Genomic DNA, 16,587 nt, shown 5'->3' with positions numbered 1-16,587 from the left:
TACCCGCTCTCACCATGCATCGTACCCTCCTCCTCGCCCTTCCCCTGGTTGTCTTCGCCGCCGCCCGCGCGCAAACCACCCCTCCCCCCCACCCCCCGGATCCCCTCGACCGCGTCACCAGTTATTCACTACAAATCACTGAGGAGGCCAATGGCGATACCCGCGCCACCGACGACTGGTTTTACATGGGCTTCGTCCACGGCATCCCGCACCAGTTCGTACACATGGGCTTCAACAGTCGCCAAAGCACCTCGCGCGGCACCGCCCCCTTCCGCGGTGATCCCCTCCCCACACCCGGCGTTTGGCGCGATGCCCACGGCCTCCGCTATCACAGTCTCGCCTGGTCCGCCGAAAGCTTCGTCATGGCCCTCGACACTGCCAAAAAACGCGCCGTCAAAAATCAGAAACTCACCGAAGCCGAAGCCCGCCTCGCCGCCCTCCCTGAAGCGCAACCCCATCCCTCCGCTGGCAAACCCCTCATCCGCCGCGCCCGCATCAACCTCTTCGACCCCGCCACCCGCGAACTCCTCAACGACTACGTTCGCGCCCATGTCAACGCCTGGTCCGCCCCTACACCCGACCGCGCCACCGGTCCCCTCATCGACTACTGGGGCCTCGATAACGAATGGGAAGGCAACCACGACTACTCCCCCCAAGCCCGCGCCGCGTTCGCCGCCTGGCTCCGCGCCGCCTACAACAACAACATCGCCGCCCTCAACGAAGCCTGGTCCACCGACCTCCCCTCCGGTTCCGCTCTCTCCCGTCACCCCACCTTTGAAGCCGCTGCCAACAGTCCCGACATTCCCTCCCCCGCCGACTACGCCACCCGCCCCGGTGCCTGGCTCGACTGGATCACTTTCCAGAGCGAACACTTCACCGCCACCCTCGCCGAACTCGCCCGCGCCATGCACGATGCGGACCCGGAAAAACGCGGCGTCGTCCACAAGTCCACGCAACAGACGATCGAGATGCCGGTCACCAACCGCGCGCGCACCTTCGATCAGGAACATTTCGCCGAACTCATGCGCCCGATCAGCGGCGGCCTCCTCGGCGCCGACATGTACGGCAGCGGCGACCGCCAGGCCTACGAGCTGAACTATCTTTACAACGCCATCCGCCCCCTCGACCGCTCCCCCGGCTACGGCGTGTTTTTGCCTGAAACCAACAATCACAACGGCCCCGGCCATGCCTTTGCCTCGACCACCTGGCGCATGCTCGCCAACGGTCTCAAGGCCGCCGATTTTTTCACCCTCGGCTTCGCCGGCGCCAAAGACGACTGGGACAAGTTCGGCTTCCACAACTCCGCCACCGGCGCTCCCCGTGACAAACTCCACTACGCCGCCCGCTGGGCTCACATGGTCCATCGAACAGAAACCTTCTGGAAGAATGCCGTGCCCGCCGACGGCCTGCCTCGCATCGCCATGCTCCTGCCGCGCCGCGACGTGCTTCTCTCCGACAAGTCGCCCCGCTCCACTTCCCGCTGGGGTTATCCCCGCAACCACCGCTGGCTCGTTTACCGCTGGCTCCGCGAACAGGGCTACTGGGTGGACGTCATCCCCTCCACCAAACTCGATGCCGGCTACCTTCGCGCCTACGACGCCCTCGCCCTCATCGGCGCCGAGCATCTCGCCCCGGATGAAGCCGCCGCCATCACCCGCTACGTCCGCGAAGACGGCGGTACCCTGATTGCCGATACGCGCCCCGGCTATTACGACCCGCACCACCGCATCCGCGACCAACTCGCCCCCCTCCTCGGCGTCACGTTTGGCGGAAAAAGTGGAGCGGGCGTCCCGCCCGCTCCCGTTGCCCCTCCGCTTACCCGGCTCATCATCAACTCCGGTCACGCCCGGCAAACCCTCATCGCCGACACCTCTGTCACCGCCAGCGCCACCACCGCCCGTCCGCTCGCCACCGGATCGGCGGGAAAAGACCGTCGTCCTGTCGCCTTCCTCAACACGCTGCCCCAAACTCCAGACGCCAAGCCCCAAACCCTGAACGCAAAACCCGGCAGGGTCTTGTATTTCCCCTTCGAACTCGGCTCCACCATCCTGGAAAAACCGGCCGAGGCCATGAGCGCCTTCCTCCTCGACGGCCCCACCGCCGACCGCGAGGAATACGCCCGCCAGCAGGGCGAACTCGCCATCGGCCGCTGGCTCGGCGACCGCCTCCGCGAGGCCGGCCTTTCCCCCGCCATCGCCGCCGACAAGGCGCTCGCCGACACCGGCAATCTCCGCGTCGAACAACCCTTCACCGACAAGTCCGGCAACGTCGCCATCGTCATCGCCACCCGCGCCGATACCGAACCACGCCCGCTCCCCGCCGGCACCGTCACGCTCCCGCTGCCCGGCGGCCCCTGGACCACCGCCTGGTGGGCTCCCGCCGAGGATGACAGCTTGACCGCCCTCCCTGTCCGGCCCGTCACCGGCGACCGTTATGAAGTCACCCTGCCAGTCATACCGAGCGCCGGCGTTCTGTATCTGTTTCGCCAGTACTCCCCGGTCCTCTCCATTTCCCCTGTCGCATCCGCAACCCGCGCCGTTGACGGCCATACTGCCCGGCTCACCCCCGGCGCGCCCTTCCCGCTAACGGTGGAACTCATCAACACAACGGCCGCTCCTCTCCCGGCCGGCGTCCTCCGCGCCCAGGCGCTCGCCGGCTGGCAAATCTCTCCCGCCGCCACGGCGGACACTCCCGAGCTCGCTCCCGGCAAGAGCCACCAGGCGACTTTCACCGTCACGCCTCCGGCCGATGTCGCGCTGGTCAAACCCGACTGGCTCTATCCGCTCGTCGCAACGTGGCACGGGCTTCCAGCCCGTGAAAGTGGCACGGGCATCTTGCCCGTGTCCAATCCCCGCCCCGCCGCCATCCTCACCACCAACGTCGTCATGGACATCCCCGCGGAAAAAGCGCTCCACATCCTGACCGACAACGCCCACTACCCCGACACGTATCCCTACCGCACCCACACCGGAGCCACCTACCGCTACACGACACCTGCTGCTGACTCGCCTGCCTCCGCCGCCGTTTCCGACCCTGCCCGCAGCGACAAAAAGCTCCCTTCCGGCGCCGCTCTCACCAACGGCTTCAACAACAGGACGGGCCAGCGCAGCGCCGGCGGCCCCGGCCCTTACAACGCCTCCTATGCGACAAAAGACATCGCCGTGGACTTTGACCTGAAAGGCATCCGCTCCGTCCGCCGTGTCGTTATCAACGCCGGCCCCGGCGACCTGCTCCCCGTGCGACTCCTCCTCTCCACCAGCACCGATGGCGAATCCTTCACGCCGCAATTCACTCAACCCCTGTCCGTCGGCAATGCGGCCGTCCGCGAATACACGCTGACGCTCCCTGCTGCCGTTTCCGCCCGTCACGTTCGCCTCGCCGTCGAGTGGCCCCTCGCCGGCGGAACACTCGATGAAGTCGAAATCTGGGGCAACTAGTCCCCTTTCTTCTCACCCAAAACACAACATACGCCATGAATGCCGACAACGCCCCGATCCTTGCCACGACTGCACGCTTGTCCCGACAGACCCCGCTTCGCTTCGCCCGTCGGAGACTCCGCCGCGAAGTCCGTCACTCTCCGGCCTTCACGCTCATCGAACTGCTCACGGTTATCGTCATCATCGGCATTCTTGCTGCCATCCTGATTCCGGTGGTCAGCCGTGTGCGTGAATCCGCGCGCAAGGCCCAATGCATTTCCAACCTCCGGCAATGCGGCACGGCCATTCTGCTTTTCACCCAGGAAAACCGTTCCCGGTTTCCGGTGGGAACCGATTATGGCAAAGATGTCTTCGGCATCCGTGGGAGCGATGGAGGTTATTGGGGCTGGTATTCCTATATCGCACCCTACACCAACATGAAGCGGTCGGGGACAGCGAAAGTGAAAATCGTGCCGAGTTGTCCTGTCGAGCGCCCCGACCTTTCATCCGATTACCAATACTGGCACAACTACACCGGTTACAGCTGGAACAAACAACTCGGTTATGCGCAGGGAGGCGTGGCCTACTGCAAACGCCTCGAAAACATCTCGGCCCCCACTCGAACCCCCATGCTCTGGGAAGCACTGCAGTATTCGGAAGGCCAAAACCCCTACGATGGGGCGAAGTTTATTTTCCCTCACGGCAACACCGCCAACATCCTGATGGTCGACGGCCACGTCCTCCCCTTCAAACCGCAAGGCACCAATTCCAAAGCCGACTACCCCGAGTTCGTCTGGACTCCCTGAATCCTTGCGGCACGTCTCTTTGTTTTTCTATCCGGTTTCCGAAGCTCCACAGACCGACGTCATCTCTGCCGCCGAAACACCTTTGCCTGCCTGCATCTTCCGGCGGCGTTTTCCCATCTCTTCCTTCCATGCGGAAGATTCACTGCGGTCTTTTGCAAAAAGATAAGCGCGGAGCCATTGGCGATCCCTGGCGCTCAGGTTGTCAGCGATTCTCTTGAGTTCAGCTATCGACATGAACGATCACGGTAAGCCCCCGAAGTGTTCTGCCAGGTTTTTACTGACACTCTCCGGATTGCTCATGCCGGAGCAAAGCGCGCCGCCGCCCCTTCCCCCTTCCCGTCCGTCATGATCCGCTGCCGCCGTTGGCGAAACCCGGAAGGCGTCTCGCCTCGCAGGTCCAGGAACCGCCGGTTGAAATTGGAAAGGTTGTTGAAGCCGCAGGCGAAGGCGATCCCGGTGATCGTATGGTCCGTCTCCAGAAGTTGCCGGCAAGCCAGGCTGATGCGCAGCTCGTTGAGGAAATGGCTGAATGTCTTCTTCACCGTGCGGCGAAAGAAACGGCTGAAAGCCGCCTCGCTCAGCCCGGCAACCCGGGCCACGTCCGCCAGATAAATCTCCTGGTCCAGCCGTGCGGTGACATGGTCCAATACTTTGTTGATGCGGGCGGCTTCGCCCGGTTGCAGGGATGAACGATAGCCGGACGAGGCCAGAAAGCGGGCATTCCCGTCCCCGGCCGCGGTCTCGAGCAGGCCGAGCAGCGGCAGCAACCGGCGCTCGGCAGGCGTCTCCAGCAGGCGGGCGAGGTGATCCTGGATGCGGCTGCGGGTTGCCTTTCCGAAAACAAGGCCGCGCCGCGCACGGGTCAGCAATTCCCGGATATGCCTGGCTTCGGGCAACGTGAAAAAAGCCGGACCCAGGCAGTCTTCGCGAAACTGGAGCACCCGGGCCAACGCCCGTCGCCGCGACGAGGCGTCCATCCGGAAAAGATGCGGCAGTTCGGGCCCCAGCAGCACGAGGTGGCCATCCTGCAACTCGCCCGTCGCGTCGCCCACGATCCAGTGCCCGCGACCGCGCACGAAATGCGTGAGTTCGTATTCCGGATGCAAGTGCAGCGGGTTGCTGCATTCGCGCCCCGTGTAGGAGAGACAGGCGAAGGACATGCCCTCGGCATAAGGAATCTTTTCGAACCGGAGTTTCATCGGGAACACCCGGGCCTGAAATCAGAATTACCACAGAGAACACAGAGCGCAGACACAGAGGACACGGAGAGCCGTCCGGCTGTTTTCAAGGTTTGCCACAAATGAAAGTATTTGTAATTTAATGACATGAGTTTGATTAGGGGGGGGGGATACAATTTGCACCACAGAGATGGGGAGTGGGCGCAGAGAGCAATCCTGCAAAACCCTGAACAGGGATTGTATCTGTCGCCGGTAAGGATTGGCGGAGAGGAGGGGGCGTTTTTTTCTGATTCTGACCTCTGCGCCCACTCCCCATCTCTGTGGTGTAACAGGTTTGGTTTCTTTGGTTTTGGCTCGGCCAATCGGTGTCATTTTCAGAAGCTCTCTTCCCTCTTCGGTTGCGGCGGAGTCGCGCTGTGGTCTCTGTGATATAATTTATATGGGCATTCTATCGGTCAAAAAAGTATCATGTTTTGCCGATCCAGGCCAAGCGCAAAGGGGGGCCGGTCTGCTTGAATGGACGCCGCAATCCGGACGTTTCCGCAATCCCGTCATTCCCATGAATACCCGCATCCCGCCACCCGCGCTACCCGATCTCCCGTCTGAAGGCGTCGCCTCGCGCCTCCTCAAGGGCCTGTTCCCGCCGCCCGCCGTGAAGCCTGCGCGCATCGTCGTCCTCGGCTGCGGCACCGCCGTCCACTTCCCGTGGGACCATGCCTGCAAAATCTACGCCGAGGCCTCCGCGCAAATCAGGCAGGTGGTCCGGTCCGCCGGGCTGCCTGTCGAAATCGTCACCTGCGACGCCCCGTTCGAGGATCCTGTCGCGCTCGTCCGCACGCTCGACGAACTCCTCGCCACCAACATCGACGGCGTCATTCTCTTCCATGCCGCCTACACCTGCGGCGAGATCGGCTCCCACCTCGGCCGCTGGCTGCTCGACCACCCCGCGCCGCTCCTCAGCTGGTCGTGGCCCGATCCCGTCACGGGCGACGCCATCGTGGCCAACAGCCTGTGTTGCCAGAATTTCCTCCTCGGCATGATGGCCCGCCTGGGTGTGCGCTACGTGTGGATGCACGAGCCGGTGGACGCCTCGGCCCATCCCTTCATCGAACGCTTCCTGCGCAGCGCCCGCGCCAGGTCGCGCTTCAGGCACGGCAAACTGCTCCACGTCGGCGGCACGCGCGTCGAGGCGTTCTACGACGGGGAGACCGACGAACTCTCCGTCATGCGCCGCTTCGGCCTGCGCTTCGACCGCATCGACCTGCAAACCGCGCTCGACCGCTCCCGCAAGTTCTCCGATGCCCACATCCGCCCCCTCCGCGAGGCGATCCTCCAAAACACGCTCTGCACCAAGGTCGCTCTCCCCGACTCGCAGACCGACCAGACCCTGCGCTTCGGCCTCGCCATCCTCGATTACGCGCAGGAACGCGGCTACATCGGTTGCACCGTGAAAAGCTGGCCCGACCTCTGGTTCGCCTACCAGTGCTCCATTGATGGCGCCGTCTCCATGCTCAACGACTACGGCCTCTGCACCGCCGAGGAAGGCGAGATGAATGGCCTCATCTCCTCTCTCGCCCTCTGGGAAATCAGCAACGGCAAGGCCATCACCAGCATGATGGACCTCTCCGCCGCCAACGTTGCGAAAAACCGCATCGGGCTCTGGCACTGCGGAGCCTCGCCCACCCGCATGCTGCGCAAAGGCCGTACCTACGAGGCGCGCAAGCACGTCTGCCTCGAAAACGGCGACCCTTCCACCGCCGTCGGTCTCATGCTCGAATTTTTGCTGGAGCTCGGTCCCGTCACGGTCACCCGTTACCAGTCGCCCGATGCCGCCCGCTGCTTCACGTTCGAGGGCGACCTGCGCGATTGCGAACTCGCCTTCCGCGGCAACTACGGCGAGGTGGAACCGGTCGCCGGCCATACCGCGGCCGATGTCATGGGCTCCATCCTCGCCCACGGCATGGATCATCACTGGAGTTTCGGCTACGGCCACTGGGCTCGCGAACTCTCCATGCTCAACCACTGGCTCGGCGTCCGCGAACTGCCGCTCGTGCGCAGTCCGCAACTCCAGGGTTTTAGCCAATGATTCCTTAACCACTAATACACACTCATGGGCACTAATGGAAAATTCTGTCCGATTATTAGTGTCCATTAGTGGTTAAAATACAACTACACATCAAAAACGCCATGTCTCCCGTTTCGCCTCCGGATGCCCCTTACGATGTCGTCGTTCTCGGCATGAACGTCGTGGACGTGCTCACCGAAGTGCCCCGCTCCATCACTCCCGATGCCAAACACGAGGTCGAACAAATTCTCGTGCAAGGCGGCGGCCCGGCCTCGACCGCCGCGTGCCAGATCGCCGCCCTCGGCTGGCGCACGGCGTTTGTCGGACGCCACGGGGTCAACACCATCAGCGCCATCTCGGAGGCCGAGTTCGCCCGCTGCGGCGTGCATGCCGACCTCTTCCTGCGCGATGACCCCGCCGCCCAGCCCGCCGTGGCCATCGTCGAGGTGGACAGGGCCAGGCAGCAACGCACCGTTTTCTACTCCACGGCCGGCTGTCGCAAGCTCACCGCCGCCGATGTGCCTGCGGAGGCGATCCGCGCGGCGCGCGCCGTCCTCGTGGACGGCTACGAGACCGAGGCCTCGCTCGCTGCTCTCCGCATCGCAAAAAAAGCCGGCGTCCGCTCCGTGCTCGACCTGGAGACCGGAGACCCCGCCGTGCTCAAGGAACTGCTCGCCCTCGGCACCGATGCGATTTTGCCGATCTCCGCCGCCCGCGCTCTCACCGGCGCGGAGTCGCCCGACGATGCGTTGCGCGGACTCGCGCAATGGACCACCGCCCAACTCCTCGTGACCGATGGCGCCCGGGGCAGTTGGGCGCTCAATCCCGCCACCGGCGCAGTCCTGCATCAGCCGGCCTTCTCCGTCGCCGTGGTGGACACGACCGGATGCGGCGATTGCTACCACGCGGCCTGGCTCTCCGCCATGCTCTCCGGCTGGACGCTGCCGCTGCGCATGGAGTTCGCAAGCTGGACGGCCGCCTACGTCGCCGAGGCGCTTGGCGGACGCACGCATCTGCCCACGCGAGCCGCGCTCGCCGCCCGCGACCCGTCGATGCTCTCTCCCGCCCTGCGCGAACGCCTGTCCGCGTTCCTTTCCCGATAACCCGCATTCTGCAATGAACTATCCGGGCTAAAAATTGAACAGAAGGCAACGAAGAGAACGAAGAGCAACCAAGGACGCCTATCATTCATTCCTGTTTAACTTTCTTAATATAAATAGTTTTTGTTCATAGTCTTCTTTGTTTTTACCTTCGTTTTCTTCTGTTCAAAAATGAATTTTCAGGATGCCCCTCCTCCCCTCTTTTTTTCATCCTCCAACCTTTAGCCTTCAGGCTTTCAGCCCTTCAGCCTTTCTCCTCCATGCGCCTCCTTACCCGACGCTCCGACGTCATTGCCCGGCTCCACCACGCCGGCGAACAACACGCCCCCCTCCTCTGTCCCAACGCCGAAACCCCCGACGAGATGGAAGGCATCCTCCTCGGCGCGCAACGCCATGCCCGGGCCACCGGCGCCAGACAGGTCGCCATCGGCATCGGCTTCACGGGCGGCTATCCCGACCACCCGCAACTCGGCGGCCTCGCGCTTCCCGGTCGCGACCTCGCCGCCACCGCCGGCCACTGGCTGTATTGGCTCGACGGTTACGCCGGACGTCCCGGACTCTTCGACGAAGTCGAGGTCATCCCCTTCTTCGATCACGGCTGGGCGCCGCACGCTCCCGACCGCGAACTCATGGACGCCCCCTGGTTTCAGGACGCCGTGGGCATTCTCATGTTCGACGCCAGCGCGCATGACCTTGACGAAAACATTCGCCTCACCGCCGCCTTTGTCGCCCGTGCCGGCGCCCGGGTCGTTGTCGAAGCGTGTCCGGACAAGGTTTACGAACACGCCGAACTCGAGCGTAAACAGCTCCGGGAGGCCGATCTGCTCTCGCGACCTGAATCGGTGGAAAACTTCGTGTCTCGCACCGGCATCGATCTCATCGTTCCCAATCTCGGCACCGAACACCGCGCCACCGGCGCCGCCCCCCTGGAATACCGTCGCGACCTCGCCCGCGAGATCACCCGCCGGGTCGGTCCGATTCAGGCCCTGCACGGCACCAGCAGCCTCGGCGGCCGCCTCGGCACGGTCGGCGCGGATGGCATCTGCAAGATCAACTATTACACCGGCATGGCTCGCGCCGCCGCCACCGCCGTGCGAACCGCCCTCGACACCGCTCCCGATCCGCTCCCCGTCTCCCGCACCTGCGGCAGCTTCTCGCACCGCACCCGCCGCGAAGCCATCGCCGACAACATCGCCGGCGTTCTCGCCACGCTCCGCGCCTGATTCCCGGCTGTCGTCAAACCTGCGGGAACTTCCAAAAATTGAACAGAAGGCAACGAAGAGAACGAAGAACAACCAAGGACGTTTACCGTTCATTCCTGTTTAACCTTCTTAAAACAAATAACTTTTTGTTCAGAGTCTTCTTTGTTTTTACCTTCGTTTCCTTTGTTTCCTTCTGTTCAAAAATGAATTCACGGAACCTCCCCTGCTTCGCCCCATGAACCGTCCCCTTACTTTCCGTATCAACGGCCTCGTGCTCCGGTTTTACATCACCGCCGGCGAACCCGTGAAATTCACGGTGGACGCAGCCGGCACTCGCGCCTCCTCTCCCGGTTCCCCCTGGCTCAAGTGGGCGCGCCTCGTCGAGCTTCAGGCCGCCGGATACAACCCCGACGACCATCACGGCAACAAATACACCGGCACCTCGCCCGCCGACCTGTTACGCCACGTTTCCCATCGCAAGGCCAAGGGGCCGGAGGGCGGCGCGCGGCTCGAAGTCGTGCAGGCCGGAGGCGGCCTGCGCGTCGTCTCGCATTTTCACTTCATTCCCCGTCAGTCCGTCTTCCGCACCTGGACGGAGGTCCATAACACCGGGGATGCGTCGTTGCTGCTGGAATACGCAAGCAGCCTGGCCATCACCGGCCTTTCACGCGAGAGTGGCGGACGCTGGGCCGACAAGATGCGGCTGCACCTGCCCGACAACAACTGGTGCGGCGAATGCCAGTGGCGCTCGGGCCGGCCGGGGGACTTCGGACTGCATCAATTCTACGCCGCCGGGCGTCCCGGCTTCGGGATTTCGCGCATCGCGGTCTCCAACCAGGGCACCTGGTCCACCGCCGGCGCGCTGCCACTCGGCGTGATCGAAAACACCGGGAGCGGGCGGACGCATTTCTGGCAGATCGAGCATAACGGCTCATGGCACTGGGAACTCTCCGACATCGCCGGCGAACTCTGCCTGCGCGCCTCCGGTCCGACCTGGCGGGAGAGCCTGTGGTCGGAGCGCCTCGCGCCGGGCAAAACGTTCACCTCCGTGCCGGTGAGCTACGGCATCGTGGCGGGCGGCCTGCAAGAGGCGCTGCGCTCCCTCACCGGTGTGCGGCGGGCGATCCGTCGCCGTCATCCGGATACGGAAAAGCTTCCTGTCATATTCAACGACTACATGAACTGCCTCTGGGCCAACCCCAGCGAGGAGAAGCTGCTGCCCCTGATCGCGAAAGCGGCGGAGGCCGGCTGCGAGTATTTCGTGATCGACGCCGGCTGGTATGCCGAGGCCGGACGCTCGTGGTGGGATACCGTGGGCGAATGGCAACCCGTCACCAGCCGCTTTCCCCGCGGACTGGGCGCGGTGATCGACACGATCCGCGCACATGACATGGTCCCCGGACTGTGGCTGGAGATCGAGGTGATGGGCATCCATTGCCCCCTGGCAAAGACGTTGCCCGACGACTGGTTTTTCCAGCGTGACGGGAAGCGCGTGATCGACCACGGCCGCTACCAGCTCGACTTCCGCAACCCGGCGGTCCGTGCGCACGCCGACGGCATCATCGATCGCCTGGTGGCCGATTTTCGCATCGGTTACCTCAAGATGGACTACAACATCAACGCCGGCCCCGGAACCGACCGCGCCGCCGATTCACCGGGCGCCGGACTCCTCGCGCACAATCGCGCCTACCTGGAGTGGATCGAGGCCGTGTTCGGGCGCCACCCGCGCCTCGTGATCGAAAACTGCGGCAGCGGCGGCCTGCGCATGGACTACGCCATGCTCCGGCTGCATCCCCTGCAGTCGGTGAGTGACCAGTCCGACTACCGGTTGAACGCCCTGATTGCCGCTGCAGCGGCATCCGCCGTGGCGCCCGAACAGGCCGCCGTCTGGAGTTATCCCAAACCGGATGGCGACGAGGAGGAGACCATCTTCAATCTCGTCAACGTGCTGCTCCTGCGTGTTCACCAGAGCGGCTGTATCCGCGATTTGTCGACGCGCCGTTTCGCCCGGATCACCGAAGGGCTGGCGCTCTACAAAAAAATCCGCGCCGACATCCGCCGCGGACTTCCCTTCTGGCCGCTTGGCCTGCCGAAGCCCGGCGCCGGCTGGCTCGCCTTCGGCCTCGATTGCGGACGACGCCGTTATCTCGCCGTCTGGCGGCTGGATGGTCATGAGAAAACCTGCACGATTCCGCTGTCCCTGTCCGAAGCAGATTCGACGACGACGGAATGCATTTACCCGCTGGCGAAAAAAACGCGCTTCGCCTTCCGGAAGGGCGGACAGATTTTTTCCGTCACGTTGCCGCGCCGTTTCACCGCGCGTCTGTTCCGACTTGGCGGATGATTCAGGACAAGGCCTTTTCGATTGAATCCGGATCGGAATAAAGGACCGGGAGCCTGCCGCCATGAGCAGGCAGAATTATTCTTGTGGCAGGTTGTGACAATCCGGGAAGATTCCGAATCTTTGGTGGGATCGTCAACGTACGCTCTTCTCCACACAAGAGAGCCGCAGAGCACTACCGAAGGGGAAAAATTTCCGTTGTGAACGTAGCTTCGACACCGGTCTCCCCCTTCTCGACGTAGAATCCGCTGCGCTGGCCGGGAGGATAATCGGGAGATTTCCCCTGCCAGATCGCGAAGCGGCCCGGCGTGGCAATACGGACCCGCAGCGTGAGCACAGGAGAAAATCTTACGTCGATCACGGCTTCGTCCTCAAACAGGGCCCTCCGGACATCGCGCCAGTAACCGAACGGCTCCGGACGTCCCTGTGCGAATGCGGGGTCGGGCTGGAACCGGGAATCGAGGAGAGGCGTGCCTTGCAGATGCAGCGCGAGTCCGAGCAGCATAGCCGGAGGCGTTTGCCCCTCAGCAGCCCGGGTTGCAATGGAGACTTCGTCGATGAGCTTGTTCCCCTCGATCCTCAGTGTGCGGCGGGCGGAGGCGTCGGGCCGGTAGTCGGGCTGCGCGGCTGAAACGATGGCGCGACCGGCATCGAACAGGAGCAGTTCTCCCCGACGCCAAGGGACCTGCCCCTCGCCGTCGACGAGCGGGACGTTGTGATTGAGGCCGCGCCGGTAGTAGCCGTTGCTCATGGGTGAGCCGTAACCCACCGTGCCGGGGTCGTGCGTCACGTCGGTGCCATCGAAGGACGCCGACCAGTTGAGCGCCTCGGCCTGTGAATGCGAACGGTTGATCTGGCCGTAATGCAAAAAAACCTGCCAGGGGCCGCTCCGGAGGAGGGCAAAGCGGGAGCTTTCCATGGATACGGAACGCACCTCCGGGAGCGCTTCTGTCATCGCGTCCGGAGCGGTGCCGGCACCCGAAGCGACTTCGGCGGGCGGATCGACAAGGGTGTCCCACGAGCGATTGCCGGACGCCCGGACCAGGCCGACGGAAGTGGGAAATACGCGATAACCGCGGGCCAGCCAGCCGGAGGGAGCCACGGGAATGCGGGTGGTATCCGCCGGATTCGGCAACGTGCCATGGGGAAAACGGATCATGAGCGGGGCCAGCATCAGGTTCTGCACGACGGCAGCCTCGTGTTTCAAGCGGTCGCCGTGTCCGAGCAACCCGGCGACAAGAAAAAGCGGATACGTGGCCGCCACGATGTAATCGTTGTAACCCATCGATTGCTCATACCAGAGATAATCGCTGGTGACGCCGCGCCGAAGCTGGGCGCGAAGGCCGAATGGTCCGTCCACCACGCGGGACCACATCGCCTCGTCACCGGTGAGAAGCGCCACCGAAGCCTGCGAGGCGCGGTGCCAGACAGCGATGTTGTGAATGACCTGAAACGAGCGGTCGAGCAGCCCGGCTTGCGGCTTGAGCAGGTTGTCGCACCACGCCTTGAGACGTTCGGGCTCCACCTCGTCGCGCAGCAGACGGACGGCGTCGACGAAACGTGCCAGCCACACGGCATCCTCCAGGCTCTGGCAGCCGAGACGGGCATAATTGCCCTTGGGGTTTACGACCGGCCAGCGCTGGAGGTTCTCCGCGTAGAAATCAAGCTGCCCCGCGGCCCAGTCACGATAACGGGTGTCACCGGTAATCCGGTACAGACGGGCAGCCTCGGTGATCTGGTAAAGATGCTGCTCCCGGAATTTCATGACCCAGCCTCCGAAAATTTTCGGAGTCAACTCGACCTCGTGACCGCTGCGGCTGCGCAGCGTGTGGGTCTGCTCGCCGGGGATGTCTTCGGTCCAGACCAGGAACGAACCATCTTTGGGACTGACGAAATCGTGCGACCAGCCGGCGCGCCATTCGACGCGGTCACGGTTTTTCCGTATCCATGCATCGGTGACAGCCTGCCGTTTGCTCAGCCACTCACGCCAGGCGGGATCATCGGCAACGCGGACACGGGCGGCGGCCCAGTCTTCACGAGGCAACCGGATGAAGGCGCCATCGGGTTGTCTGATTTTGAGATCGGCGAACGCGCCCGAGGGATCGGGCTTCGGAAACTCCGGGAGCAGACGGACATCGCCCACCCACTGCATGGCGGCGGTGGGCAGACCGGCGCCGCCGGACGAAGCCCGGGCCAGGACGGCGAGACCCGGTGACAAAAAGACAGCGGCGAGGCGGATGATCACTCCGAAGTGCATAGGGCAACGACGATCACTCGCGCACGATTTCGTAGGCGAAGCGGGGTTTGTTTCCTGCGAGGGTTGCAGCCTTCAGGCGCCAGCCGGAGACAAGGTTGTTCCATTCCAGAGGCACCGCAGCGAGGCGGGTGCCGTCCATGTCCACCGCCCACGCCTGAAGCGTGGCGTCGGCCGGCAGGCGCAGGTCGATTTCGGCCGCGGCGCGTTCGACGAGGAGGGGCGGATGCCCCCGCTCTTCGAGAAGGGTGCGATCGGCCGACGAAAACCGTGCGCCGGAAGGCAGGGAATCGGAAAGCTGGAGCACGAGGATGCGCCGGCTCCCGGCGAGGTCATGGCTGTCGAGCGCGACAACCGTGACGGTGCAGGGCGTATCTGCCGTGTTGCGCACGGTGGCGAATTCGCCTTGCAGGCGGGCGGCGGCAGGAAGCACGAAACCTTCGCTGCGGGGCGTGACGAACCGGGCGGTGCCGGCCCTGGCATCAAGCGTGATCTGGCCGGTGTCGCTGCGGAAGGTGTGATCACCTTCGATGCTGCCGGACGGCAGATGGCCATCGGCAAGGAGACGCTCCGCAAGCGTGTCATCGGCAGGATAAATGCCCGTCCGGGGCGAAGCCGACGCCGACTTGGGGTCCACGACCACGGCGGCGAGATCCGGCACTTTTTCCCGGATGGCCGACGGACTGCCAACCAGCGAGCCGATCCGGGTGACCAGGCCAAGCCGGGAAAAAGCATCGTCAAAGTTTCTCTGGCGCTGGCTGAAGGCGGTATCGGGCTCGACGGCAAAGACGATCTTCCCGGCAGAGGGCTTGATGTCTCCCCGGAGAAACAGAAGGGCGGATACGCGATCGGCCAGCAGGCCGACGGGATCGCTGGCCAGGGAAAATCCGCCGGTTACGTCGCCGGCCGGAGACAGTGTCTGCGCGGTGCTGGCGTATTCAAAATTATAAAGCGCATCCCAGTCCTGGAGGCTGGCATAGGCGGGCATCAACACACCGCCCTCGGCACGATAACGATTGGGGCGCACAAAATTGAATTCGGTGACAGCGAAAGGTTTCCCCTCGATGCGGGTGGGCATGAGCGTGCGCGGAGCGCGGGCCAGGTCCCGCGTGGCGCTTTTCTGGTGGTACCGGAAGGGAAGCCTGAATCGTTGCCCCGGGAGAAACCCGGGATGATCCCAATACTGGTGATTATCCACATAATCGTAGGCAGAGCGCGGCCAGGCCAGACTTTGGAACGTCCTGTGGTTGGCGCCCGTGAGCGGCACACGAACGCCAAGATCACGCAAAAATGCGAAGAGACGGGCGTCGGTTTTCTGATGCGCCTCGATGAGAAAGCGCCCGAAGACGGCGCTGCGATTGGAGTCGGTGAGAAGTGCCCGGTGATCGTCGCGCTCCAGCCACGCGCCAAACTCCCGTTCATAGATGTGCTCCAGAAGGGGATTTTTTTCGATGACGGAGCTGTCAGTATCTTCGTTGACAGGACAAATTCCGATAAGGGCGGGATCCTCCGCCCAGGTCAGGCCGGTATGGGGATTGCGATGGAGCAGCAACGCGCGCGCGTAGGCGGCCCAGGCATCGAATGCGGCGGGGGAAAACCGGAGAGCCGTCTTGAAGAGCCGGGCAGCCTCGCCGCCGCTGAGACCGGCCGCGGCGTCGGGCTTGAGGCCAAACGAGATCATCTCCTGTGCGGAGAAAAGGCGCAGGGAGTAAAGGTCGATGTTGATGTAGAGCCCGCGTTTCTTGAGGGCGGCGAAGAGGTACTCGAGTTGGTCCAGACGTTCGGGGTCGAGCTGGCCCGATGACGCATAGTCTCCCGTGGCAGGATCGCGGGCGGCAAGGGCGCGGTCAATGTGGTGCAGCCGCACGGAATTGTAACCGGAGCGGGCGATCCGCTCCGCCACGCGGTCGGCGGTTTCACGGTCGAGATAGCAGGCGGAGGAAACGAGGTTGACGCCCCAAAAGCGGACGCGCACGCCGGGGCGGTTGGCGAACTCGAAATGACCGTCGGGAGTGACGACGACGGGCCCATGTTTGCCGGCGGGGGCGTCGTTCAGAAATGAAAAATCGAATACACTGCCGGGGACGATGGCGTTGGCGGGTTCGGCAAGCGGAGCCCAGGCGTCGCTCGCCGTGACGATGAAGGGTTCCGTAACGGAATCCTGCACCGTTGCGGCTGCCTTCGTATCGTCGGCAAGAGCAACCAGGGTCAAACAACAGAAGGCG

9 protein-coding genes are annotated in these 16,587 nt (G+C 63.7%); 6 read left to right on the top strand and 3 right to left on the bottom strand.

The features are described 5' to 3' along the window. The first annotated feature begins 14 nt into the window (after window positions 1–14). The gene (locus OPIT5_18960; GenBank protein AHF91995.1) at window positions 15–3,437 is read left to right on the top strand and encodes an alpha-galactosidase; all 3,423 of its coding nucleotides are present in this window, start codon (window positions 15–17) and stop codon (window positions 3,435–3,437) included. Window positions 3,438–3,472: 35 nt separating this feature from the next. Continuing rightward, on the top strand, window positions 3,473–4,222 hold the full coding sequence (locus tag OPIT5_18955; protein ID AHF91994.1) for an N-terminal cleavage protein: 750 nt from the start codon (window positions 3,473–3,475) through the stop codon (window positions 4,220–4,222). A 296-nt stretch (window positions 4,223–4,518) separates the two neighbouring features. On the opposite strand, the gene OPIT5_18950 is transcribed toward OPIT5_18955, so the two are convergent. Beyond that, window positions 4,519–5,421, bottom strand: coding sequence for an AraC family transcriptional regulator (locus OPIT5_18950; protein AHF91993.1), 903 nt, complete (start codon window positions 5,419–5,421; stop codon window positions 4,519–4,521). A 538-nt stretch (window positions 5,422–5,959) separates the two neighbouring features. Here OPIT5_18950 and OPIT5_18945 point away from each other — a divergent pair. The 4 genes from OPIT5_18945 (at window position 5,960) to OPIT5_18930 (ending at window position 12,111) form a co-directional block, all read left to right on the top strand. Further along, window positions 5,960–7,486: a fucose isomerase gene (locus OPIT5_18945; GenBank protein AHF91992.1), complete on the top strand. Its 1,527-nt coding sequence runs from the start codon at window positions 5,960–5,962 to the stop codon at window positions 7,484–7,486. 101 nt (window positions 7,487–7,587) lie between these two features. Then, window positions 7,588–8,568 (top strand): ribokinase, encoded by a 981-nt coding sequence (locus OPIT5_18940; protein ID AHF91991.1) that lies wholly within the window; start codon window positions 7,588–7,590, stop codon window positions 8,566–8,568. A 257-nt stretch (window positions 8,569–8,825) separates the two neighbouring features. Next, the gene (locus OPIT5_18935) at window positions 8,826–9,788 is read left to right on the top strand and encodes a fructose-bisphosphate aldolase (GenBank protein ID AHF91990.1); all 963 of its coding nucleotides are present in this window, start codon (window positions 8,826–8,828) and stop codon (window positions 9,786–9,788) included. Window positions 9,789–10,002: 214 nt separating this feature from the next. After that, window positions 10,003–12,111 (top strand): glycoside hydrolase, encoded by a 2,109-nt coding sequence (locus OPIT5_18930; protein ID AHF91989.1) that lies wholly within the window; start codon window positions 10,003–10,005, stop codon window positions 12,109–12,111. Between the two features lie 172 nt (window positions 12,112–12,283). Here OPIT5_18930 and OPIT5_18925 read toward each other — a convergent pair whose 3' ends face one another. Together OPIT5_18925 and OPIT5_18920 are read right to left on the bottom strand one after the other, a co-directional pair. Next, a complete protein-coding gene (locus OPIT5_18925; GenBank protein AHF91988.1) occupies window positions 12,284–14,365 on the bottom strand; it encodes a heparinase in 2,082 nt (693 codons plus the stop codon). A 13-nt stretch (window positions 14,366–14,378) separates the two neighbouring features. Further along, entirely contained in the window at window positions 14,379–16,574 is a 2,196-nt protein-coding gene (locus OPIT5_18920) for a hypothetical protein (protein AHF91987.1), read from the bottom strand. Window positions 16,575–16,587 lie beyond the last annotated feature (13 nt).

This window comes from Opitutaceae bacterium TAV5 (assembly GCA_000242935.3).
Lineage (GTDB): Bacteria > Verrucomicrobiota > Verrucomicrobiia > Opitutales > Opitutaceae > Geminisphaera.
The sequence above is the reverse complement of the archived record's forward strand: the minus strand, read 5'-3'. Positions and strand labels throughout refer to the sequence as shown.

What these genes read in the sequence shown, in the direction of transcription:
- OPIT5_18940 (AHF91991.1), top strand. Translation starts at nt 7,588, where the DNA reads ATGTCTCCCGTTTCGCCTCCGGATGCCCCTTACGATGTCGTCGTTCTC.
- OPIT5_18960 (AHF91995.1), top strand. Translation starts at nt 15, where the DNA reads ATGCATCGTACCCTCCTCCTCGCCCTTCCCCTGGTTGTCTTCGCCGCC.
- OPIT5_18950 (AHF91993.1), bottom strand. Translation starts at nt 5,421, where the DNA reads ATGAAACTCCGGTTCGAAAAGATTCCTTATGCCGAGGGCATGTCCTTC.
- OPIT5_18945 (AHF91992.1), top strand. Translation starts at nt 5,960, where the DNA reads ATGAATACCCGCATCCCGCCACCCGCGCTACCCGATCTCCCGTCTGAA.
- OPIT5_18930 (AHF91989.1), top strand. Translation starts at nt 10,003, where the DNA reads ATGAACCGTCCCCTTACTTTCCGTATCAACGGCCTCGTGCTCCGGTTT.
- OPIT5_18955 (AHF91994.1), top strand. Translation starts at nt 3,473, where the DNA reads ATGAATGCCGACAACGCCCCGATCCTTGCCACGACTGCACGCTTGTCC.
- OPIT5_18925 (AHF91988.1), bottom strand. Translation starts at nt 14,365, where the DNA reads ATGCACTTCGGAGTGATCATCCGCCTCGCCGCTGTCTTTTTGTCACCG.
- OPIT5_18935 (AHF91990.1), top strand. Translation starts at nt 8,826, where the DNA reads ATGCGCCTCCTTACCCGACGCTCCGACGTCATTGCCCGGCTCCACCAC.